The organism is Actinopolymorpha sp. B9G3 (assembly GCF_040120725.1).
Lineage (GTDB): Bacteria > Actinomycetota > Actinomycetes > Propionibacteriales > Actinopolymorphaceae > Thermasporomyces.
The window spans coordinates 14,791-37,384 of the sequence record NZ_JBEEAB010000033.1; the positions used below are offsets into that span (position 1 = coordinate 14,791).

Below are 22,594 nucleotides of genomic sequence, written 5' to 3' on the forward strand. Positions count from 1 at the left end.
TCAGCTCGCCGTCAGGACGTCGAGGGCGGCCCGCAACGGCCCGGCCACATGCAGGGCACGCGCGAACTCGACGAGCTCGCCCACGCGGGCATCGCGTCCTGCGAGGTAGCGTCGCAACGCAATGAGTGCCGTCGCCTCGCCGAGGCGCGCTCTCAGCCGGAACACGTCCACCACGGTCCTTGGTGCGGAATAGACGCGGACGTGTTCACCTTCGGCCGCCTCCACCAACTCCACGCCCAGCTCGAACGTGTCGACGTCGAAGCGCGACACCTCGGTCGGCGGGTGATCGATGTGCGGCGGGCGCGAGGTCCGTGGCACGGCGATGTGGACGGCCGCGGGGATGTCGTCGGTCAGGTCGTGGAGCGCCAGCGCAGAGGTCAGGCACACCACTGCCTGCGGTACCCGCCGCGCGACCGCGAGCAGGTCGGGATACCGCGGCACGGGCGCGTCGGCCCTGCGAAAGACCCCTCGCGACAACTCGTTCAGGTCTCCCTGGTCGCGAAGGCGGTAGAGATCACGAGGGTGTACGCCGGCCTGCAGCGCCTCACCAGTGGTGAAGGTCGCAGGTAGGCCGGACAGTTCTTCCGCATCGAGCATGGATAAAAGTGTAGCCATCAACGGCGATCGTGGCTACGTTTCTATCCACGGCGGATCCAGCGTGAAGGGCAGGAACCTGGCCAAACCGTACGTATCGGAGTCCCGCAGGTTCTCAGTCGTCGTCCTCGTCGTCGAGGCGGGCGAGCCAGGTCGCCAGGCGTTCGACCGGCGTCTCGAACTCGGGGTTGAGGTCGACGAACTCCCGCAGCCGGTCGGCCAGCCAGGCGAGACTGACCTCCTCCTCGCCACGCCGGTCGGACAGCTCCTCGATACCACGATCGGTGAAGTACACGATGCAGACCTTCGCAGGGGAGACGCGAGCCCAGGCTCAGCTGTAGGCGTCGGAGAGCAGGGTGGCCTGCTCGATGCCGTGGACCGACGTGGACCCCACCGCCGGCGCTGCCGACGAAGGTCGCGCGACGAGCTCGATGCCTCGCCCGTCGATCTGCGGCACCAGGTTGAGCGCGATGTGCGGCCACGGACCCTGGTTGGCCGGCTCGTCCTGCACCCAGCGAATCTCCGCGTGCGGGTACTTCGCGAGCTCGGCCTTGATCGCGTCGACGGGGAGCGGGCTGAGCTGCTCCAGCCGGACGATCGCGGTTCGATCACCCTGCCGGCGCTTGCGTTCGGCCAGCAGTTCCCACGACACCTTCCCCGAGCAGAGCAGGACCTGCCTGACGCCGGCAGGGTCAACCACGTCGTCGGCGATGACCGGACGGAACCGCCCGCTCGTGAACTCCGCCGGCTGGCTCGTCGCCGCCTTGCTTCGCAGCATCCACTTCGGTGTGAAGACGACGAGTGGACGGTGCACGGCGCCCAGGGCGTGCCAACGCAACAGGTGGAAGTAGTTGGACGGCAGCGACGGCTGCGCGATCGTCATCGAGTCGCCCGCACCCATCTGCAGGAAGCGTTCGATCCGGGCCGAGGAGTGGTCGGGTCCCTGGCCTTCGTATCCGTGGGGGAGCAGGAGGACGACTCCGGACTGCTGACCCCACTTGGCCTCGCCCGACGAGATGAACTCGTCGATGATCGTCTGGGCGCCGTTGGCGAAGTCCCCGAACTGCGCCTCCCAGCAGACCAGCGCGTCGGGCCGCGCCACCGAGTAGCCGTACTCGAAGCCCATCGCCGCGAACTCGCTCAGCAGGGAGTCGTAGACGTAGAACGTCCCCTGCTGCTCGTCGAGGTTGGCGAGCGGAGTCCACTCGTCGCCGTTGTGCCGGTCGATGATGGTGGCGAACCGCTGTACGAAGGTGCCGCGCCGGCTGTCCTGCCCGGCGAGCCGCACCGGCCTGCCGGCCATGAGCAGCGAACCGAACGCCACCATCTCCGCCGTCGCCCAGTCGATGGGGCCCTCCGTGATGGCGGCGGCGCGCCGCTGCAGTTGCGGGAGCACCTTCTGGTGCACCGTGAAACCCTCGGGCACAGATACATGGGCGTCGGAGATCCGCTTGAGCACCTCCAGCGGCACGGCGGTCTCGAGCTCCGCCGCCGGCTTCTCGGGGTACTCCGGAGCGGTGACGTAGTCGTCCTCGGCTGGAGCGCTCTTCGCGGCACGAACCTCGGCGAACACCCGCTCCAGGCGTTCCTGGTAATCCTGCAGCGCCTGCTCGGCCTCCTCGACCGAGATGTCGCCGCGGCCGATGAGTGCCTCGGTGTAGAGCTTGCGGACCGAGCGCTTCTGCTCGATCAGGTCGTACATCCGCGGCTGGGTGAACGACGGGTCGTCGCCCTCGTTGTGACCACGGCGGCGGTAGCAGATCACGTCTAGCACGACGTCCTTGTGGAACGTCTGGCGGTAGTCGAACGCCAGCCGCGCCACCCGGATGCAGGCCTCGGGGTCGTCACCGTTGACGTGGAAGATCGGCGCCTGGATCATCCGTGCGACGTCGGTGCAGTACGTCGACGACCGCGACGCCGTGGGCGCGGTCGTGAACCCGACCTGGTTGTTGACGATCACGTGGATCGTGCCGCCGGTGCGGTAGCCGCGCAGCTGCGAGAGGTTGAGCGTCTCGGCAACCACGCCCTGGCCGGCGAACGCCGCGTCGCCGTGGATGAGCACCGGCAGCACCGGGAAGTCGAGCCCGCGGTTGAGGATGTCCTGCTTGGCCCGCGCGATGCCCTCCAGCACCGGGTCGACCGCCTCCAGGTGGGACGGGTTCGCCGCGACGGACACCTTGATCCGGGCGCCGCTGTCGGCGGTGAACTCACCCTCGGCACCCAGGTGGTACTTCACGTCGCCGGAACCCTGGATCGTCCGCGGGTCGATGTTGCCCTCGAACTCCCGGAAGATGTGTGCCGGGCTCTTGCCGGCGATGTTGGCAAGCACGTTGAGCCGGCCGCGGTGGGCCATGCCGATGGTCACCTCGTCGAGGTCGGCCATCGCGGCCTGCTCGCAGATCTCGTCGAGCAGTGCGATCGCGGACTCCCCACCCTCCAGGCTGAACCGCCGTTGCCCGACGTACTTCGTCTGTAGGAACGTCTCGAACGCCTCGGCCTGGTTGAGCTTGGCGAGGATGCGCAGCTGCTCGGTGCGGGGGAGCTTGTCCTGCGGACGTTCGACGCGGTCCTGGATCCAGCGGCGTTCCTCCGGCTCCTGGATGTGCATGTACTCGATGCCGACCGTGCGGGAGTACGCATCGCGCAGCAGGCCGAGGATGTGCCGCAGCATCATGAAACGCTTGCCGCTGCCGAAGCTCCCGGTGGCGAACTCCCGGTCCAGGTCCCACAGCGTGAGCCCGTGCGTCACGACGTCGAGGTCGGCGTGCCGGCGGACCTTGTAGTCGAGCGGGTCGGTGTCGGCGATCAGGTGGCCGCGCACGCGGTAGGCGTGGATCAGCTCCAGCACCCGCGCCTGCCGGCCGATCTCGTCGTCGTGTGAGGTGGGGATGTCGGAGACCCAGCGGACCGGTTCGTACGGGATCCGCAGGGCGGCGAAGATGTCCTCGTAGAAGTCGTCCTCGCCGAGGAGCAGGTGGTGCACTCGGCGCAGGAAGTCACCCGACTGTGCGCCCTGGATGACCCGGTGGTCGTAGGTCGAGGTCAGTGTCATGGTCTTGCTGACGGCGAGCCGGTTGAGCGTCTCCTCGGCCGCGCCCTGGTATTCGGCCGGGTACTCCATCGCGCCGACCCCGACGATGGCGCTCTGGCCGGCCATCAGGCGCGGTACCGGGTGGGTGGTGCCGACCGTGCCGACGTTCGTGAGGCTGATGGTGGTGCCCTGGAAGTCCTCGACGGTCAGCTTGTTGGTCCGGGCGCGGCGTACGACGTCCTCGTACGCACCCCAGAACGAGGCGAAGTCGAGGGTCTCGGCGGCCTTGATGTTGGGCACGAGCAGTTGCCGGGTGCCGTCCGGCTTCTGGATGTCGATCGCGAGGCCGAGGGAGAGGTGCGGGGGCTTGACCATGGCCGGCTTGCCGTCGGCCTCGGTGTAGCTGTAGTTCATCTCCGGCATCGACCGGACGGCCTTGGCGATGGCGTAGCCGATGATGTGGGTGAAGCTGACCTTGCCGCCGCGCGAGCGGGCCAGGTGGTTGTTGATGACGATGCGGTTGTCGATCAGCAGCTTCACCGGGACCTGCCGCACGCTGGTGGCGGTGGGGACGGTGAGGCTCTGGTCCATGTTCTTGGCGGTGCGCGCCGCGGCACCACGCAGGGGCACCAGCTCCGGCTTCTCGGCGGCGGCCGGCTGGGCGCCCTCCTTGGCCGGAGGCGCCGCCTGGCCAGCCGTCGGGACCGTGGACGGGGCGGTCGGCGCCTTGGGTTCGCCGGTGCGCGCCGTCGCCCGTGCGGGGCCGCCGGGGCTGGCGGAGGGCCTGGCCGGTCGCGTGGTGGTCGACGGCCCCGGGTCGGAGCCGGAGGGATGGACCTTGGGGCGCGGGGCCGGCCCGAGCGAGGTGGCCGCGGAACGCTTCTCGCCGGGCGGGGCGGTGCCCTCGTCCCGGTCGCGACCGTTGGACTCGGGGTGGTAGTCACGGAAGAACGCCAGCCACGCCTTGTCCACCGAGTCGGGATCTTTGAGGTAGCGCTGGTACATCTCGTCGACGAGCCACTCATTTGTCCCAAACTGGGACAGCGGGTCGTTGTGCGAGGACTGGGACGCCACGGCGTTAATCGCCTCTTCCACTCACCATCATGGTTCGAACCGTCTTTGGGCTTCCGGGGCCAAGCGTAGTCGTCGGTTTCAACTCCATACGTGACGGACACGTCACAACGGCGATGTGGCGCCGTGCGGGCATGGTGATACCACGCAGCGTCGCTGTCGGGCTGTCTCGCAGGAGCATCGTCGAGGGTCTGGAGGCTCCGACCCCTACAGGTCGGGGAGCTGTGACGCGGACAGGACGTACTGGAAGAGGTTCCGGTAACGCCGCATGACCGTACGCAGCTCGTCGGTGCTCATGCTGTCGTTGTGCCGCCACTCCCGCTCGATGCGGTCGCGGTGGTCGGTGAACGTCGAGGTGACGAACTGCATCGCGTCCCCGATGAGCAGGCCGGCCTCGCGAACCGCGTCACGCGGGTCGTCGAGGATCTGCGCCTGGGTGACGAGCCAGCGGTGCTGGAGTTCCTCCACGTGCCGCTTGCGAGCGGCCTCGAGCTGCTCGGCCTCGCTGGGCCGTGACAACTCCTCGCCGGTGTCCTCGAGCGGGTCACTGTCGTCCTCGTCGCGGCTGTCCTGGATGTCGGAGTGCTTCGGCTCGCCGAGGGACTGGTTTCCGGCCTGACTCGCGTCGGGTTGCCAGGTGATCCCACTCGGCGTGGACGGGACGGACTGGAGTCGCGGGGTGTCCGAGGGCGTGGCGTCGTCGGAGCGGGTCGAGGTGGTCACGGGACCTTCCCAGGAGTCGCGCGGCGTGGTGGCCGCGGACGTCGGAACTGGTGGGCGAGAGGTGGATTCGTGCGGCTTGGGCTCGAACGGGCTGCGGTCGGGCTCGAATCGACTGCGGTCCGCCTCGAACTGGCTACGGTCGGGTCCGAGCGGGCTGTCGGTCTTGCCCCGATCGGGGTCGAACCGGCCCCGATCCGGATCGAACGTCCGCCCGGCGTCGACTCGCCCCTGCTCGAACGGCGGGGTGTCGACGAACTGCGGGGGTTCGAACTGGCCACGGTCGCGGGGCTCGAAGCCCGGGCCTGGGCCTGGACCGGGTCCGGGCATGCCGTTGGCGCGCTCGGGTGGTGCACTCTTCAGATCGTCGGACGGCGGTGGACGCAGGCCGGGCGGGGCGAAGGCCTCGAAGCCCTCGGGGACGTGGGGATCCCGCGGTGCCGGAGGGCCGGGTTCGAGGGTGCGCTCGAACCGGTGGGCGTCGTTGGCCACGTTGTCGTCACCTTCTGTTTCGGGGGGTGAGGTGAGCCGCTCCAGCCACGACTTCCGGCCCTTCTGGACGTCTCGCATCGACGTTCCTCCAGATTTGCTAATCGACACAGCCCCTGCTAATCGACACAGCCCCAGCCGATGAGTCCGCGGATCTTGGCACGATGAGTCGGGGCGAGCCTGTAGCACGTGAGTGTTCCTGTCAAGCCCGGTTCTCACGCATTGTTATCTGCGCTCTGCAAAGCGTCATCGCGTGTATGTGCTCAGTGGCTGTCCGCAATTATGCCGCCTCATTCCTCTTCTACTTTCCGTGGTGTCCTGTCCCGATTTCGGGTGACAGGCTGTGAGGGATCCGTTGCGTTCCGGAGCCACCCGAGTGGCCGGCGAGAATGGTTCAGATGAGCGGGAACGAGGACATCGCGAAGGCCTGGGCTTTTCACGACGCCACGAAGTACTCGGTCCGGGAGGAGGCTGAGGGTCCGGCCTTCGCGATGGGGACGCCGCCCCAGCTCGAGAACGCGATCTGGGAGGAGGACCGTTCGCTCGAGCCCTACCCGTACAAGATCTACAGCTCGCTCGCGCCGATCCCGCTCCCTCGGGAGTTTCCGCGTTCGGACGTGCCGGCACTCGATGCGCTCGCCCGCGTCGGCACGGAGACGCAGGCGGGCACAGACCAGCCCGACCTCGCGACGCTGGCCCGGATCGCGCTCTTCTCCTGCGGCGTCCTCGACCGGCGGACGACACTGCGGGGCGGGCGGATCATCGACTACCGCGCCGCGGGCGGCACGGGGGCGCGCTACCACCTCGAGGCGTACTTCGTCTGCGGTGACCTTCCCGACCTCCCCGCCGGGCTGTACCACTACGCCGCGCACGACCACAGCCTGCGGCGGTTGCGGTCCGGCGACTTCCGAGGCGTCCTCGTCGACGCGACCGGGGGCGAACCGGCACTGGCGTCCGCTCCTGTCGTCCTCGCCCTGACGAGTACGTTCTGGCGGAATGCGTGGCGCTACAAGGCTCGTGCGTACCGCCATGCCTACTGGGACGCGGGGACGACACTGTCGCACGTGCGTGGCCTGGCCGCGTCCTGCGGACTTCCGGCCACGCTGGTGCTGGGTTACGTCGACCGGGAGGTCAACGACCTGCTCGGCGTTGACGGCGTACGCGAGGCGACGGTGGCCCTGTGCGCGATCGGGCGGGATGGGCGCCGCCCTCCCGCCGGGCATCCGGAGATGGCGCCGCTCGACCTCCCCACCAGGGCGATCTCTGGCCGGGAGGTGGAGTTCCCGCTCATCCCGCGGACCCATGCGGCGTCCCGTCTGGACTCGGCCGCCGAGGTGGAACGGTGGCGCGCCGCGGCTCTTCGTCGTACGCCTGCGGAACCGCGGGGTCGCCTGGTGCCACTCGAGCCCCTGTCGCCCGGCCAGCTCGCGGGTGCGCCCGTGGAGGATGTCATCGCTCGCCGGCGGTCGACCCGGCATTTCGACGTCGAGGCGGAGCTGCCGTTCGTCGCGTTCTCGACCCTGCTCGACCGCTCGACGCGCGGGATCGCGGCCGACTGCCTCGCCCCCGGAGCGCCTGCCCTGCACGACTGCTACCTCATCGTCCACGGCGTCGAAGGGCTCGCGCCCGGTGTCTACGTCCACCATCCGGGCCGCGGCGACCATGGGGCGGGTGCCGTCGAGCTGCTGCGGCAAGGCGACTTCCGGCAGGAGGCGCGGCGACTGGCCGTCGGGCAGTGGTACACGGCCGACGCCCACGTCAACGCCTACTACCTGACCGATCTGCACGACGTTCTGGGGGCGTACGGAAACCGGGGTTACCGGTTGAGCCAGCTCGAGAGCGCCCTGCGCGCCGGCATCGTCCACCTGGGTACGCATGCGTTGGGGGCACTGGAGCACGGGGGCGAGGTGGTGCGGCTCGGCGCCGTGGGCTCGACGTCGTGCGACGACGAGGTGGTGGAGTTCTTCTCCCCACACGCCGCCGGGATGAGCTACATGTTCGTGACGGTGTTCGGCCGGCGGCGGCCGAGCCGGCGGTGAGTCGGGTCGGACCAAAGGAGTCGACCACGACCACGACGAGCACGTGGTCGCTCGCGCAGGGACGACGTTCGCACGGTATGTCTGGTCCGTTGCGGATGTCTGGTGCGTTCAGGTGAAAATGCCGATAGCGCTCCCGCCCGAATATGTGCTGGGTTGGTTGAGCTGGGTTGGTTGGTCAACGCACATTCGCGATGCGGCCGATGTCGCGTTCAGTGTGGAGGCGGCCGGGTATCTCCTACCCAGCCAGGCGGCAGGGCGTCATGGTCTCGCGTTTCTCCGGCGGGCAGGTGCCGATTTCGAACAACCAGAAAAGCCCGCGGAGGACGCCGGGCGGGGCGCATAGTCGAAAGGTAGCTGGGCTGGGATGGCGAATCGACAAAGATCACTCGCGACGGGTGAACTTTGCCTGATGGGGCTTCGACAGGCGGGGAAGGAGGGGCATGGCTCGCGAGCCAGGATTGAGCAAAGCGGTGAGTTCGCCGACAGATCGGTTGATCCCGCGCGCACGTGTTCCCCTTGACCAGGGACGCCCGCGAAGCGTTCTCGACGCCAAGGTGTCGGCGCCGGTGCCCGCGGTTCCAGTCCTGCCGAGGCCCCGGCTCTTTCACGCCCTGACCGACGCGACCGAGCGCCGGGTGACCGTCCTCAACGCCTCTGCCGGTGCCGGAAAGACGATGCTCCTGGCCTCGTGGTCGGCATGGTCGACCGGGCAACGTGTCGCCTGGGTCTCGTGCGACCGGAACGACAACGAGCCGAAGGTGTTCTGGGCCTGCGTCGTGGAGGCACTTCGCCGAGTGTGTGGGCGCGGCTCCGAAAGCCTCGGGCAGCTGGCCGGGCACGATGACCTCGCGGACCCACAGTTCGCCGAACGGTTGCTCGACACCCTTGCCCCGCTTGACGATCCGGTCGTACTCGTCCTGGACCAGGCGCACGAGATCACCGACTGGAGACTGCTTGCCGGCCTGGAGATCCTGCTCCGCCACGCACCGCCGACGCTTCGACTGGTCCTTTCTGGCCGTGGGTTTCCCGCACTGTCCTTGGCCCGGTTGCGGGTGGCCGGTGAACTTGCCGACATCGGTCCGGCGGAGCTGGCGTGTACGCCGGCCGAGACGCGGGACCTCTTCGCCCTGTTCGGTCTCGACCTGGCGCCTCCTCAGATCGCCGGCCTGCTCGAACGCACCGGAGGATGGATGGCCGGCCTGCGGCTCGCGACCCTGTGGTGGCACGCCCAGCCGCCGCAGCGGCGGGACCCGGCCGGCTTCACCGGTGACGAGCCGCTCGTCGCCGACTACCTCTCCGATGAGGTCGTTGGCTCGCGGTCGTCGCAGCTGCGGCGGTTTCTCCTGCGTACGTGCGTGGTCGACAGGGTCACCGGTGAGCTCGCCGACGTTCTCACCGGCGGGAGCGACGGGCAGAAGACGCTCGACGTGCTCGAACGCGAGAACGCGCTCGTCGTACCCGTCGGTCGGCAACGCACGTGGTACCACTACAGCCCGCTGCTGCGTGAGTTCCTCACCGACCGGATCGGTCGGGAGATGCCGGACGAGATCGCCGGCCTGCACCGGTTGGCCGCCGGATGGCTCTCCCGCCGAGGGTTCCTCGTCGACGCCGCACGCAACGCCGCGGCCGCGGGGGACTGGCGGTTGGCCGGCACGCTCCTGGCCGGCGACGGGGACCGCGCCTTCGCCAACGGCGAAGGTGCCGCGCTCGAACCGTTGCTCGCCGGCATCCCCGCCGACGAGATCGCGGCGAACCCCGAGCTGGCGGCCGTCTGTGCGACCGCCCGGTTGAACGCCGGCGACCCCGACGGTGCCGAGGCGTTCCTGTCAGTTTCGTCGGGTCCAGTCGTGTCGGGTCCTGACGGGTCGGGTCCTGACGGGTCGGGTCCTGACGGGTCGGGCATGGCGGACGGTCGTACGACCACGCACGACCCGTCATCGCCCACGGCTCCGGCCGAGCCCGCGGACGGACTCGCTCGCGAGGTCAAGGTCACCGAGCTCCGGCTGCATCAGGGCTGCCTGCGCGGGCGCGTCGACGCTACTGTCATGACCCGTGCGCACCAGCTTCTCGACGACATGGGCGGTGCCGGACTGCGGTCACACCACCGGAACGGCCTTGCGGGGCTGGCGTACTGGCTCGGCATCGCGGAACTGTGGAACGCTCACCTGAGCGCGGCGCGCACGTCCCTGGCTCGGGCGGTGCCGCTTCTTGCCGAGAACGGCTTCGGGCGGTGGGAACGCCGCGCGCATGCCTGGCTCGCGTTGCTCGACGCCGTTGACGGCCGGCTCGAACGTGCCGAGCGCGCGATCCGGGGTGAACGAAGTGAGCCGCCGAGTGACCCGGTGCGCCTGCTGTACGACATGGCCCAGGTCGTGATCGACGTCGAGCGGGACCGGCTCGACCAGGCGTGGAACCTGCTCGCCACCATCGCCGTGCCGCCGGGGGAAGACGCCGCGGACGCGGCCGGAGACGCCGGTTCGGCCGACCCGCCGCTGTGGGAACTGTACGGCCTGCTCCGGGCCCGGATCCTCATCCACCAAGGAGATCTGGGCGCGGCCAGGGCCGAGATCGCCACGGCGAAGGACGACGCGGTCCGGCTGCGTACCCAGGTGAAGCGTTACGCCACTCTGCTCGAGATCGACATCGCTTTACAGGAAAGCAATCCGGTGCAGGGTCGGGCCATTCTGTCGGCCGCGACGGACCCGCGGCGGGTTGGCGGATCGGATTCCACGCCGGCAGCGGTCCGGGTGGCCGACGGGCGCCTGCATCTCGCCGGTGGAGATCCCGCGGCGGCGCTCGACGCCGTCACGCCATGCCTGTCGGGTATGTCCGCAGAGACCCGCCTCGTCGACACCGTCGCCGCGCTTCTGGTTGCCGCGACGGCGCAGCGGCGGTTGGGTACCCAGGCATCGGCGACCGGCTACCTCGAACAGGCCCTGGCCCTCGGCCGTGACGACGGCCTCGTCCGGGTCTTCCTCGACGCGGGCCGCGGTGTACGGGCGCTGCTGACCGTCGTGATTCCGCCGGAGGGTCCGCACGCGAGCTTCCGCAGTGCCCTGCTGCACCGCTTCGACGTCCAGCCCACGGCCACCTGGAAGTCGCCGGACCAGACCGTTCGGTTGACGGCGAGCGAACGCGCGGTCCTGCACTACCTGCCGTCCCATCTCACCAACGAGGAGATCGCCCAGGATCTCTGCCTGTCGGTGAACACCGTGAAGTCGCATCTTCGGACGCTCTACCGCAAGCTCGGCGTCGGCAGCCGGCGCGAGGCGATCGCGCGGGCACTGCAGCTCGAACTCCTCAGGTAGGTAGTCACGACCCGTGGCGAGGACGCCGGAAGGTCACCCCGAGCGGGGTGACCTTCCGACGGTTCCTCTGTGAGCGGTTGCGTCCCTCAGGCGCGAGCCGTCTCCGTGTCCCGACCGTGAACGGCGAGAGCGTAGATGGCGATCAGGTCGACCGCGATCATGACGATCGACCAGATCGGGAACGCGGCCAGCGTGAGGAAGTTCGCGATCAGTGCGAGGCTGACCAGCGCGAGCCCGACATACCTTCCCCATGCCTGGCCCCCGAAGACCGCGAGGCCGGTGCCGATGAGGAGTGCGGCGAGAGCGATGTGGATCCATGCCCAGGCCGTGTAGTTGAAGGCCACAGCGAGTCCCGTGCTCCCGACGATGTAGTACCCAGTATTGACCAGGGCGGTGAGGCCCCAGATCAGCTGGAACACACCGAGGACGGCCAGGACTGTACCGGCATAGGTCAACCAACCAGATTCGGCGCCCATGCCCATCGGAGCCCGGCGCCCCTCCTCAGAACGACGTGCCTCCGGAACGGTGGGCCGTGCCTCCGTACCGCGTTGCTGCGCCTCAGCTCCACGCTGCTGCGCTTCGGTGCCACGCTGCTGGGCCGCATCCTGCGCTTCTTGCTGCGCCGAGCGGCCTGTATCGCGGCGTCCACCCATGTCTGTCATGGCCCAACCCCCTGAATGGTCTGCGCCCCCTACGTCATACAGAAGGCGTCCACACACCACGGTCCGCGTAACGCACGACAAGGGCGTCACCCATTCCGGGTGAAGTCAGGTCCCTCGGTACCGCGTCCGAAAGCATCACAAAGCCGGGCGATGCGTACCGGGACGAGAAGGCGGCCCGGACCGCGGCTGCCACGCGGTCGACCGTCCGGTCGACGTGACGAACGTCCCCAGGATGGCCGGGACCTCGGCGGGGGCGCGCCACCCCATCGGGGTGAAGGCGACGGACACCAGTTTTCGCACGGCCTTTCGACCCGCTGCATGCCTTCCTTGTTCAGGTTGCCGCCGGTGTTGACGCCGCGTGACACTGATTTTGCCGGCCACAAACGGAATTCGAACCGATAGACGAGAGTGGGCCAGGCGATGGCGACAGCGGTGGGAATTGATCTAGGGACGACGAACTCGGTCATTGCGGCGATGGAGGGTGGAAAACCGTCCGTCATCCCCAATGCGGAAGGTTCGCGGACAACGCCTTCAGTCGTGGCATTCACCGACCAGGGCGAACGGCTGGTCGGACAGCTGGCCCGTCGGCAGGCCATTCTGAATCCCAAGGGGACGATCTACTCGGCGAAACGCTTCATCGGCCGCCGCTATTCGGAGATTTCGAGCGAGCAGCACTCGGTGTCCTTCGACGTGGTCGAGGGACCCGACGGCACAGCGCGTTTCGAGGTTCGCGGAAAGCAGTATTCGCCTGAGGAGATTTCTGCCCTGATTCTTCGCAAACTCGCCGATGACGCCGGGAAGTATCTGGGCGAGCGGGTCACCGAGGCGGTTGTCACCGTTCCTGCGTACTTCAACGACGCACAACGCCAGGCGACCAAGGACGCCGGACGAATCGCGGGCCTCGAGGTGCTTCGGATCATCAACGAGCCGACGGCGGCGGCCCTCGCGTACGGCCTGGACAGGTTGCAGCACGAGACGGTGCTGGTATTCGATCTCGGTGGTGGCACCTTCGATGTCAGCCTGCTCGACGTCGGCGACGGCGTGGTGGAGGTGCGGGCGACCTCTGGTGACACGCACCTTGGCGGTGACGACTTCGACCGGCGGATCGTCGACCATCTGGCCGAGGAGTTCCAGCGCAGCGACGGGATCGACCTGCGCGTGGATCCGCAGGCGTTGCAACGGTTGTTCGAGGCGGCAGAGAAAGCGAAGGTCGAACTGTCGTCGGTGACGCAGACCACGATCAGTCTGCCGTTCGTCACCGCGGATGCCTCGGGTCCCAAGCATCTTCAGGCGACGTTGATGCGCTCGACGTTCGAGGAGATCACCGCTGATCTGGTGGAGCGCTGCACCGAGCCGGTACGCCAGGCGATGGCAGACGCCAAGGTCACCGCCGATGACATCGACGAGGTGATCCTGGTCGGTGGCGCGACCCGGATGCCGGCGATCCAGAGCCTCGTCCGGCGGATGACCGGCGGCAAGGATCCCAACATGACGGTCAATCCGGACGAGGTGGTCGCCCTGGGTGCCGCCACACAGGCGGCCGTGCTCAAGGGCGAGATGAAGGACGTGCTGTTGCTCGACGTCACGCCGCTCTCGCTGGGGCTCGAGACGCTCGGCGGCGTGATGACGAAGGTCATCGAGCGCAACACGACGATCCCGGCCCGGCGCACGGAGACGTTCAGCACCGCTGAGGACAATCAGTCGGCGGTCGACATCGTTGTCCTGCAGGGCGAACGCGAGCGGGCGGCCGACAACCGCGTGCTCGGGAGGTTCCGGCTGGAGAACATCCGACCCGCACCGCGTGGCGAACCGCAGGTCGAGGTGACGTTCGATATCGACGCGAACGGGATCCTCCATGTCACCGCGCGGGACCGCGACACCGGTGCGGAGCAGAAGATCACGATCAGCGACACGTCGAACCTCGACCGGGCCGAAGTGGAACGCATGGTGGCCGACGCCGAACGCTTCCGTGCCGACGACACACGGTTGCGTGAGACGGTCGACGCACGCAACGAGCTCGATTCTGTGGCCTACAGCGTCGAACGCGTCCTGAACGAGGTCGGTGACGCCGCTCCCGAGCACGAGAGGGCTCGTGCCCAGATGCTGGTCGGTGATGCGCGGCAGGCCGTCAAGGACGACACCGTGTCGCTGGACCGCCTGCGCGGTCTGACGAGCGACCTGCAGCAGGTCTACCACAGCATCAGCGCGGTCCGGACCCAGCCAGGTGGGGAAGGAACGCCCGGCGGTCCGGGCGGTGGCCCGGGCGGTCAGGGCGGATCCGACGAGGACGTCATCGACGCCGAGTTCACGACGGACTGAGTGCCATGTCAGACGACAACGCCGCGACGCCCGCATCCACTCCCGCGTCCCCTTCAGCATCCGCGTCCGGATCGGCCGAGGGGGTCGGGCCTGATGCCGGCGCCGCCGAACTGCACGAGCGCATCGCGGAACTGCACGAGCGCATCGCCGACCTGGAGGACAAGTGGCACCGGGCGGCGGCCGAGGTCGAGAACACCCGCAAACGGGTGGCCCGCGAGATCGCCTTCGGGCGAGCAGAGGAACGCACCCGACTCGCCGCGCAGTGGCTTCCCGTGCTGGACGACCTCGACCGAGCGCTTCAGCACGCCGACGCTGACTCGGACTCCATCATCGCCGGCGTCGGGGCCGTCCGTCAGCATGCGCTCAAGGTCCTTGCCGGGTTGGGGTTCCCCCGCCAGGACGTCGAGAAGGGCGCGCGGTTCGACCCCGAACGTCACGAGGCCGTCGCCACCGTCGCCACCGACGACCTGCCCGACGGCGCCGTCGTCGATGTCGTACGACCGGGTTACGGCGAACCTGAGCGCCAGCTGCGTCCCAGCGCGGTCGTCGTGGCCGCGAAGTCCGAGTAGTAGTCCGAGCAGGTGACGGGGGACGATGGCGGACCGGGACTTCTACGAGATTCTCGGAGTACCCAGGACGGCGAGCCTGGAGGAGATCCAGCGCGCCTATCGCAAGCTCGCCCGTGCGCACCACCCGGACATCAACAAGGACCCGGCGGCGGAGGAGCGCTTCAAGGACATCTCGGAGGCCTATGACGTCCTGTCCGATCCTGACACCCGGAGGCGTTACGACGCCTTCGGACCCGACTTCCGCCAGGTGCCGGAGGGCATCGACCCGGAAACCTGGTCCAGGGCCCGTGCGGCCGGACGGGCGCGGGCGGGCGCGGGTGCGGGGGCCGGCGCCCGGCGCGGCGGCCGACGTCGCGGCATGGGCCCGGAGGTCGGCGGCGACTTCGGCGGTGGCGTCGGTGGCGTCGGTGGCGGTGTCGGTGAGGACATCGACCTGGAGGAGTTGTTCGGCGGTCTCTTCACCGGTGCGGCCGGGCGCGGGTGGGGCCCGGTTCCTGGCGCGGACCAGGAGGCCGAACTCGAGGTGAGCGTGGCCGAGGCTTATCACGGCGGTCGGCGTTCGATCTACCTGGCCGGGCCGCACGGGACCAGGACGTTCGAGGTGTCGATCCCGGCAGGCGTCACGGATGGCCAACGGATCCGGTTGGCGGGCCAGGGCGGCCGCGGCAGTGCGGGCGCGGACGCCGGCGACCTGTATCTCGTCGTCCGCGTGGCACCTGACCGGCGCTACCGGGTGGACGGGCGTGACCTGTACGTCGACCTGCCGCTGGCGCCATGGGAGGCGGCCCTGGGTGCGACAGTCACCCTCGACACACCCGGTGGTGCCGCGAAGGTGACGGTCCCACCGGGAACGGCGGGTGGACGCAAGCTCCGGTTGCGCGGCCGTGGTCTACCCCACCCGCATGGCCGCCCGGGAGACCTGTTCGCCGAAGCCCGGGTCGTGGTGCCGGAGCGGCTCAGTGCCGAGGAGCGCCGGCTGTGGGAGGAACTGGCGGAGGTGTCGCCCTTCGACGCGCGCGAAGGAGCCCGGTCGCGGGACGGTGCCGGCCGGGGGAGGACGTCATGACGTTCGCTGTCGTTCGCGTACAGAGCCGCCGGGTTTCCGACCTGATGGACCTCGAGACGTTCGCCCGGCGGGCCGGAGTCCATCCCTGCCTCGTCCGCCGGCTGGTCCGGCTCGGACTCCTCGAACCCACGCGGGACACCCGCGGCCAGCTCGTCTTCGCACCGAACCAACTCGTCGCGCTCGCCCGGATCGAGCGGCTCCGCGCGGGCGCCTGCCTCAACTATGCCGCGATCGGCCTGGTGGTCGACCTGCTCGACCGCATCGCCGAGCTCGAAGCGACCCTACGGCGGTCGCACCAGGAGATGTCTGCCCGACCGAGCGAACCCAGACCGACCGGAGGCCGACCATGGACCCGAACCGGCTGACCCAGAAGTCGTCGGAAGCCCTGCACGACGCCCAGACCGCGGCCGTACGCCTGGGCCACACCGAGGTCGACGGCGAACACCTGCTGGCAGCCTTGCTGGACCAGGCGGACGGCCTGGTGCCGCGTCTGCTCGCCCAGACCGGCGCCGACTCCGACCAGCTCAGGGCCGAACTCGAGGCTGAGCTTGCCCGGCGTCCCCGAACGTCGGGACCGGGCGTGTCTCCTGGCCAGGTCTTCCTCACCCAGCGGTTGAGCCGGCTACTCGACGCGGCGGACCGGGAGGCGCGCCGGCTGGGGGACGAGTACGTGTCGGTGGAGCACCTCGTGATCGCTCTGCTCGACGAGGGTACGGAGACGGCGGCCGGGCGGCTCCTGCGCGGCCAGGGCCTCACCCGGGACCGCTTCCTGCACGCCCTGGCGACGATCCGCGGAAGCCAGCGGGTGACCTCGGCCAGCCCGGAAGGTGCGTACGAAGCGCTGAAGAAGTACGGCCGCGACCTCGTCGCCGACGCCGCCGCGGCTCGGCTCGACCCGGTGATCGGGCGCGACACCGAGATCCGTCGGGTCGTCCAGATCCTGTCCCGCAAGACCAAGAACAACCCTGTGCTGGTAGGGGATCCGGGCGTGGGCAAGACCGCGATCGTCGAAGGGCTGGCACAACGGATCAACCACGGCGACGTTCCGGAGGGCCTGCGTGGCAAGACGATCTTCGCCCTCGACATGGGTGCGCTGGTGGCCGGCGCGAAGTACCGCGGAGAGTTCGAGGAGCGGCTGAAGGCGGTGCTCGGTGAGGTCAGGGCAGCCGAGGGCCGGATCCTGCTGTTCATCGACGAGCTGCACACGGTCGTGGGCGCCGGTGCCGCCGAAGGCGCGATGGACGCCGGCAACATGTTGAAGCCGATGCTCGCCCGCGGTGAGCTGCACATGATCGGCGCCACGACGATGGACGAGTACCGCAAGCGGATCGAGAAGGACGCCGCGCTGGAGCGTCGCTTCCAACCGGTGCTGGTCGACGAGCCGTCGGTGGAGGACACCATCTCGATCCTGCGCGGGCTGCGCGAACGACTCGAGGTCTTCCACGGCGTCAAGATCCAGGACAACGCGGTCGTCGCCGCGGCGGTGCTGAGCCACCGCTACATCTCCGACCGGTTCCTGCCGGACAAGGCGATCGACCTCGTAGACGAGGCCTGCGCGATGCTGCGTACGGAGATCGACTCGATGCCGGCCGAACTCGACGAACTCACCCGTCGGGTGACCAGGCTGGAGATCGAGGAGGCGGCACTGGCGAAGGAGAGCGACGCGGCCAGTCAGGAGCGCCTGGAGGAGCTGCGACGGGAGCTCGCGGACCTGCACGCCGAGGCCGACGCGATGCGCACTCAGTGGGAGGCCGAACGCCATACCCTGCATCGCGTCCAGGCGTTGCGCGAGGAGATCGAGCAGGTGCGTGTCGAGGCGGACCAGGCCGAGCGTGACTACGACCTGAACCGGGCGGCGGAGCTCCGGCACGGAAAGCTTCCCGAACTCCAGCGCAGGCTCGGGGCCGAGGAGGCACAACTTTCCGCCCGGCAGAACGGGCACCGGTTGCTGCGCGAGGTCGTCACCGAGGACGAGATCGCGACCATCGTGGCACGGTGGACCGGCATCCCGGTGAGCCGGTTGCAGGAAGGCGAGCGGGAGAAGCTCCTACGGCTGGACGAGATCCTGCACGAGCGAGTGGTCGGCCAGAACGAAGCGGTCGACCTGGTGGCCGATGCGGTGATCCGGGCGCGTTCGGGCATCAAGGACCCGCGGCGGCCGATCGGTTCGTTCATCTTCCTCGGCCCGACGGGCGTCGGAAAGACCGAGCTGGCGAAGACGCTGGCGGCGGCGTTGTTCGACACCGAGGACAACATGGTCCGGATCGACATGAGTGAATACCAGGAACGCCACACCGTCAGCCGGCTGGTGGGCGCGCCCCCTGGCTACGTGGGGTACGAAGAGGGCGGCCAGCTGACTGAGGCGGTCCGGCGCAAGCCGTACTCCGTCGTGCTCTTCGACGAGATCGAGAAGGCGCACGCCGATGTCTTCAACCTTCTGCTGCAGGTGTTGGACGACGGGCGGCTCACCGACGCGCAGGGCCGCACGGTCGACTTCCGCAACACGGTGGTCATCATGACGTCGAACGTCGGCTCGGAGTTCCTCAGCGAAGGAGCTGCGGCCGGCGGCGAGATCAGGCCGGACGCCCGCGACCGGGTGATGGGGGCGCTGCGGGCACACTTCCGGCCGGAGTTCCTCAACCGGGTCGACGAGATCGTGCTATTCAAGCCGCTGACGCAGGAGGAGATCGAGCAGATCGTCGACCTGATGTTCGACCAGCTGCGCGATCGGCTGGCCGACCGCCGGATCACGCTCGACGTCACCGCGGAGGCTCAGCGGCTGATCGCGGTGCGCGGCTATGACCCGGTCTACGGTGCGCGTCCGCTGCGGCGGTTCATCGCACGGGAGGTCGAGACCCGCATCGGCCGGGCGCTGCTCACCGGCGACATCGCCGACGGCGCCTTGATCCGGGTGGGCGTGGCAGCCGACGACCTGGCGGTGAGTTACGAGAACCCGCCGCCCGACACCCACGCCGCAGCGGCCTGACGCGGCGCGTGGCGGCAGCCGTCCGTCGCCCACGGGTGAAGGCTGGTCGCGGGGGATGCAATCGCGCTGCAATGGCCTGGGCCAACCTCGCGCCAAGACAATGACCACGCTAGGTATGCCTGTGGACTTTGCCGAGGCGTCCATGCCTGTTCCGGGTACCACAGGCATGCTCAGCGTGGTCATTGCCACCGCGCCCAGCCGGAGGACTCGGGCTGGTCCTTCCACGGGACAGGCCTAGGGTCGAGAATGCGAAACGGAGAGTGGACATGGCCGACGGACAGCAGGCGTGGCAGCTGGCGGGACGCGGGCCGGAGGCGTACGAACGCTATCTGGTACCCGCCTTCTTCGCCCCCTGCGCTGAGCGCCTCCTCGACGCGGCCGAGGTCGCCCCTGGCGAACGCGTACTCGACGCGGCCTGTGGCACCGGCGCCGTGGCCCGTGGTGCGGCTGCCCGGGTCGGATCGCTCGGCGGCGTGACCGGGGTCGACCTCAACCCCGGAATGGTCGAGGTCGCCCGATCCGCCACTGCCGGCGTCACGCAACCCGCCATCGACTGGCACACCGGTGACATGACGGCGTTGCCGTTCCCCGACGAGACTTTCGACGTCGTCTGTTGCCAGCAGGGCTTCCAGTTCGTCGGGGACCAGCCCGGCGCGCTGCGTGAGATGCGGCGGGTCCTGGTGCCTGACGGTCGGGTCGCGGTCGCGGTCTGGCGACCTATCGAGCACAACCCCGCCTTCGTCGCCCTGGTGAACGAACTGGAACGCCACTCCGGCGCCGCCGCTGCGGCCACGATGCGCTCACCCTTCGGCGGTCCCGGTCCCGACCGGCTGCGTTGGCTCCTCACCGACGCGGGACTGCGCGACGCGTGGATCGGCATCACCATTCTCACGGTGCGCTTCGGTTCGGCCGAGGAGTTCCTGACCCAGGAGTCGGTGAGCTCGCCGCTGGCGGAGCCGCTGAGTGCGCTGGACGCGGGCGGTTGGCAGGCGTTGCTCGAAGGCCTGGACGCGGCACTCCAGCCGTACGCCGACGATGATGGCCTCACCTTTCCCATGCAGAGTTGGCTCGCGACCGCTCGCCGCTGACGGCGTACATTCTGGAAAGAGTTTGTCGAGCGGGCGAATTCCCGTACGAAGGGACAGCGGCCGCGGGATCAGCGCGTTAACGTGCTGGTCGAGGGAATCGCATGGTGTGCGTTGGGGTCGGCGGATCGTGTCAGGGCCTGAGCCCTTTCGTGGCCAGCCATCGCGATGGATCGATAGCTGAATCGAGCTTGCCGCCATGGGGTCGTACCTCGAGGTGGAGATGGGGGCCTGTCACATTGCCGGTGGTCCCGACATAGCCGATCACGGTGCCGGCCGCGACCTTGCCAGCCTTTCGTTCGAAGCCGGACAGGTGGGCGTACAACGTCACCGTGCCGTCGCGGTGCCGGACCTTGATCCGGTTGCCGTACGCGCTGCCGTTCCATCCCGCCTCGATGATCGTCCCGGCCCCGACCGCCCTGATGGGCGTGCCCACGGGGGCGGCGAAGTCGAGACCGTGGTGGGAGGAGGACCAGTTGTTTCCTTGGTGGCCGAACCGTCCGGTCAGGTGGTATTTCTGTACTGGTAATACCCAAGGTTTTGGTTTCGGGCGGTTCCTGGCCGCTCGGATGGCGGCTCGCCGGCGTTCGGCGTCCTGCCGGAGTCGTGTTCGGGTCGTGGCGGCGGCCATTCGAGGCGTTGGCCGCCCCGCATTCCGGGCCAGCCACGACGTAGAGGCTCGCGTCACACCACTACTTTCTCGGTTTGCGTACATCGTCGAAGAGGTTCGGCGAGGTGGGCTGCGGTGTCGCGGTGCCGCATTATTGCTGGGCCGCGGTTCGGTGCCAGTCGTGACGCCAGTCGGCGCTGGTAGTTCGCCCACCGCCACGGCGGTCGCGGGAACGGCAATGCCAATCAAGAATGTTGCGGCAAGGGTCCACGACACATAACTATGGCCACGCGGCCTTTCGGCAGGAGGTTGTGCTTGCCGCCGATTTCGCAGACGATCCACGATGGTTACCCTCGAGTTCAGCGAATGCGCCACGCCTTCCAGGCAGCCGGTGGCGAGTATTCGACATCACACCTCAAGAATTCACCGGTCGATGTAGGGAAAAACGCTTTGTTGGGTGAGTGTTCTCTCTTTGCATTCGGCGGTGGCGGTGAGGCCAAATTGCACTCGGCAATGGCGAGTTCAGTACAGTCACTTTGTTGTTCAACTGCTTAGCTCGACGTTCGACCGTTCTTGAATTGAGAATCGGGCGCGTCCTTGCGATTCACGGCGTGCGGGAAGGGGCCTTCCCGCGGCGTCGTCGCGAGCGGCCGGCGCTGGGTCCGTCGCCGGAGGGCATGCCCGTGCCGACAGACTTCCGATACGACCGTTGCGTAAAGCTCTCGGCCGGTGTACCGTCCTGATTACGAAACGACCGTATCGAAAAGAGGTGGTCCGACAGTGAACGCTCGGCGGGGCCGGCCGCGGGATCCCGACACCGACGCGCGGATCCTGCGGGTCGCGGGGGAGCAACTCCTGGAGCGCGGCTACACGGCGTTCACGGTCGATCACGTGGCCGAGATCGCGGGTGTCGCCAAGACGACGCTGTACCGACGTTGGCCCACCAGAGACCATCTCGCCATCGCCGTGATCGGCCGAGGGCAGGAGGAGATCGAGATCGCCGACACCGGTGACCTGCGGGCCGATCTCATCGACTTCATGGCCCAGATCGCGGCGGGATTGAACCGCACCCGGCGTGCCGGCCGTGCGGCGGACGACCAGGACGACCAGGACGGCCAGTCAGCTGGCCTGGTCGCGGAACTCGTCGCCGCCGCGGCGCGACACCCCGACATCGGCACGCTCGTCCGCGATCTCTTCGACAAGCGGATCGCGCTGGCGGTCGCGCGGATCGAGGCTGCGGGGCGGAGGGGCGAGGTGCGTTCCGACTCCGACCCACACCTGCTCGTGGATCAGCTGGCCGGCGCGCTCTACTACCGGATCCTGATCACCGGCAAGCCGATCGATCGTCGCTACGCCACCCACCTCGTCGACGCCGCGTTCGCCGGTGTCCTTCCTCGTTGAGGAGATCTGAGCATGACCACGACCGCGAGTGCACCGACATTGGAAAGTGGAGCCCCGAGGCGGCGGCGGTCTCCTCGCCGACGGTTGATCGTGGTCGGTGCGCTGGTCGCTGTCCTGGCGGGCTACAGCGCGTGGGCCAATCTGCGTCCGCTCACCTTGAGCGCGACGATCGAGGTCGACGCCACGTCGGAGCAGGTGTGGAGCGTGTTGGCCGATCTCGACGCCTACGCCGAATGGAATCCGTTCATCGTCTCCTCCTCCGGCGAGCTCGAGGTCGGCTCCACCGTGCGCCACGTCATCCGTTCCGGCGACGGCACGACGACGTTCACGCCTACCGTCCTCGCCGTCGAACCCGGCCGTGAGCTGCGTTGGGTCGGCAGGGTGCCCCCAGGGGGAGTCTTCGACGGCGAACACAGTTTCACCATCGAGCCGCTCGGTCCGAACCGGGTGCGGCTCAAGCAGACCGAACGATTCGCCGGCGTGGCGGTGCCGATCGCCACTGGCTTTTTGAAGCGCGACATCCTGCCGCGGTTCGAGGCGATGAACCGCGCCCTCGCAGAGCAGGTCGCCCGGCATGGCCGCGGGTGACCAGCTTGTGCCGAGGGCGTCGTGGGGACTTACCGACGGAAGGGGGCGCTCTCTAG

16 protein-coding genes are annotated in these 22,594 nt (G+C 68.7%); 10 read left to right on the plus strand and 6 right to left on the minus strand.

The window, feature by feature from the left end; all coding sequences use genetic code 11:
• The 4 genes from ABNF93_RS32160 to ABNF93_RS32175 form a co-directional block, all read right to left on the minus strand.
• On the minus strand, window positions 1-597 hold the full coding sequence (locus ABNF93_RS32160) for a type IV toxin-antitoxin system AbiEi family antitoxin domain-containing protein (RefSeq protein ID WP_349332030.1): 597 nt from the start codon (window positions 595-597) through the stop codon (window positions 1-3).
• A gap of 112 nt (window positions 598-709) precedes the next feature.
• A complete protein-coding gene (locus ABNF93_RS32165) occupies window positions 710-889 on the minus strand; it encodes a DUF6104 family protein (protein WP_349332031.1) in 180 nt (59 codons plus the stop codon).
• Window positions 890-925: 36 nt separating this feature from the next.
• Window positions 926-4,720, minus strand: coding sequence for a multifunctional oxoglutarate decarboxylase/oxoglutarate dehydrogenase thiamine pyrophosphate-binding subunit/dihydrolipoyllysine-residue succinyltransferase subunit (locus ABNF93_RS32170; protein WP_502877663.1), 3,795 nt, complete (start codon window positions 4,718-4,720; stop codon window positions 926-928).
• A gap of 183 nt (window positions 4,721-4,903) precedes the next feature.
• Window positions 4,904-5,986 carry a hypothetical protein gene (locus tag ABNF93_RS32175; protein ID WP_349332032.1) on the minus strand — a complete coding sequence of 361 codons (1,083 nt, stop codon included), beginning with the start codon at window positions 5,984-5,986 and terminating at the stop codon, window positions 4,904-4,906.
• A gap of 317 nt (window positions 5,987-6,303) precedes the next feature.
• Between ABNF93_RS32175 and ABNF93_RS32180 the strand changes: the two genes are divergently transcribed.
• Complete coding sequence (locus ABNF93_RS32180; RefSeq protein ID WP_349332033.1) at window positions 6,304-7,944, plus strand: SagB family peptide dehydrogenase; 1,641 nt, start codon at window positions 6,304-6,306, stop codon at window positions 7,942-7,944.
• A gap of 566 nt (window positions 7,945-8,510) precedes the next feature.
• Entirely contained in the window at window positions 8,511-11,252 is a 2,742-nt protein-coding gene (locus ABNF93_RS32185) for a winged helix-turn-helix domain-containing protein (RefSeq protein ID WP_349332034.1), read from the plus strand.
• 86 nt (window positions 11,253-11,338) lie between these two features.
• Here the strand turns inward: ABNF93_RS32185 and ABNF93_RS32190 are convergent, their stop codons facing one another.
• The gene (locus ABNF93_RS32190; RefSeq protein ID WP_349332035.1) at window positions 11,339-11,707 is read right to left on the minus strand and encodes a DUF7144 family membrane protein; all 369 of its coding nucleotides are present in this window, start codon (window positions 11,705-11,707) and stop codon (window positions 11,339-11,341) included.
• A gap of 627 nt (window positions 11,708-12,334) precedes the next feature.
• On the opposite strand from ABNF93_RS32190, the gene dnaK reads away from it, so the two are divergent.
• The 6 genes from dnaK (at window position 12,335) to ABNF93_RS32220 (ending at window position 19,942) form a co-directional block, all read left to right on the plus strand.
• Entirely contained in the window at window positions 12,335-14,233 is a 1,899-nt protein-coding gene (dnaK, locus tag ABNF93_RS32195; protein WP_349332036.1) for a molecular chaperone DnaK, read from the plus strand.
• 5 nt (window positions 14,234-14,238) lie between these two features.
• The gene (locus ABNF93_RS32200; RefSeq protein ID WP_349332037.1) at window positions 14,239-14,802 is read left to right on the plus strand and encodes a nucleotide exchange factor GrpE; all 564 of its coding nucleotides are present in this window, start codon (window positions 14,239-14,241) and stop codon (window positions 14,800-14,802) included.
• 25 nt (window positions 14,803-14,827) lie between these two features.
• Window positions 14,828-15,868 carry a DnaJ C-terminal domain-containing protein gene (locus tag ABNF93_RS32205; RefSeq protein ID WP_349332038.1) on the plus strand — a complete coding sequence of 347 codons (1,041 nt, stop codon included), beginning with the start codon at window positions 14,828-14,830 and terminating at the stop codon, window positions 15,866-15,868.
• The gene (locus ABNF93_RS32210) at window positions 15,865-16,233 is read left to right on the plus strand and encodes a chaperone modulator CbpM (protein ID WP_349332039.1); all 369 of its coding nucleotides are present in this window, start codon (window positions 15,865-15,867) and stop codon (window positions 16,231-16,233) included. The genes ABNF93_RS32205 and ABNF93_RS32210 overlap by 4 nt, the downstream gene beginning before the upstream one ends.
• On the plus strand, window positions 16,215-18,854 hold the full coding sequence (clpB, locus tag ABNF93_RS32215) for an ATP-dependent chaperone ClpB (protein WP_349332040.1): 2,640 nt from the start codon (window positions 16,215-16,217) through the stop codon (window positions 18,852-18,854). Before ABNF93_RS32210 ends, clpB begins: the two co-directional genes overlap by 19 nt.
• Before the next feature lie 266 nt (window positions 18,855-19,120).
• On the plus strand, window positions 19,121-19,942 hold the full coding sequence (locus tag ABNF93_RS32220; RefSeq protein WP_349332041.1) for a class I SAM-dependent methyltransferase: 822 nt from the start codon (window positions 19,121-19,123) through the stop codon (window positions 19,940-19,942).
• A 130-nt stretch (window positions 19,943-20,072) separates the two neighbouring features.
• On the opposite strand, the gene ABNF93_RS32225 is transcribed toward ABNF93_RS32220, so the two are convergent.
• Entirely contained in the window at window positions 20,073-20,654 is a 582-nt protein-coding gene (locus tag ABNF93_RS32225; protein WP_349332042.1) for a M23 family metallopeptidase, read from the minus strand.
• A gap of 675 nt (window positions 20,655-21,329) precedes the next feature.
• Between ABNF93_RS32225 and ABNF93_RS32230 the strand changes: the two genes are divergently transcribed.
• Entirely contained in the window at window positions 21,330-21,950 is a 621-nt protein-coding gene (locus ABNF93_RS32230) for a TetR/AcrR family transcriptional regulator (RefSeq protein ID WP_349332043.1), read from the plus strand.
• A 12-nt stretch (window positions 21,951-21,962) separates the two neighbouring features.
• Entirely contained in the window at window positions 21,963-22,538 is a 576-nt protein-coding gene (locus ABNF93_RS32235) for an SRPBCC family protein (protein WP_349332044.1), read from the plus strand.
• The last annotated feature ends 56 nt before the right edge of the window (window positions 22,539-22,594 follow it).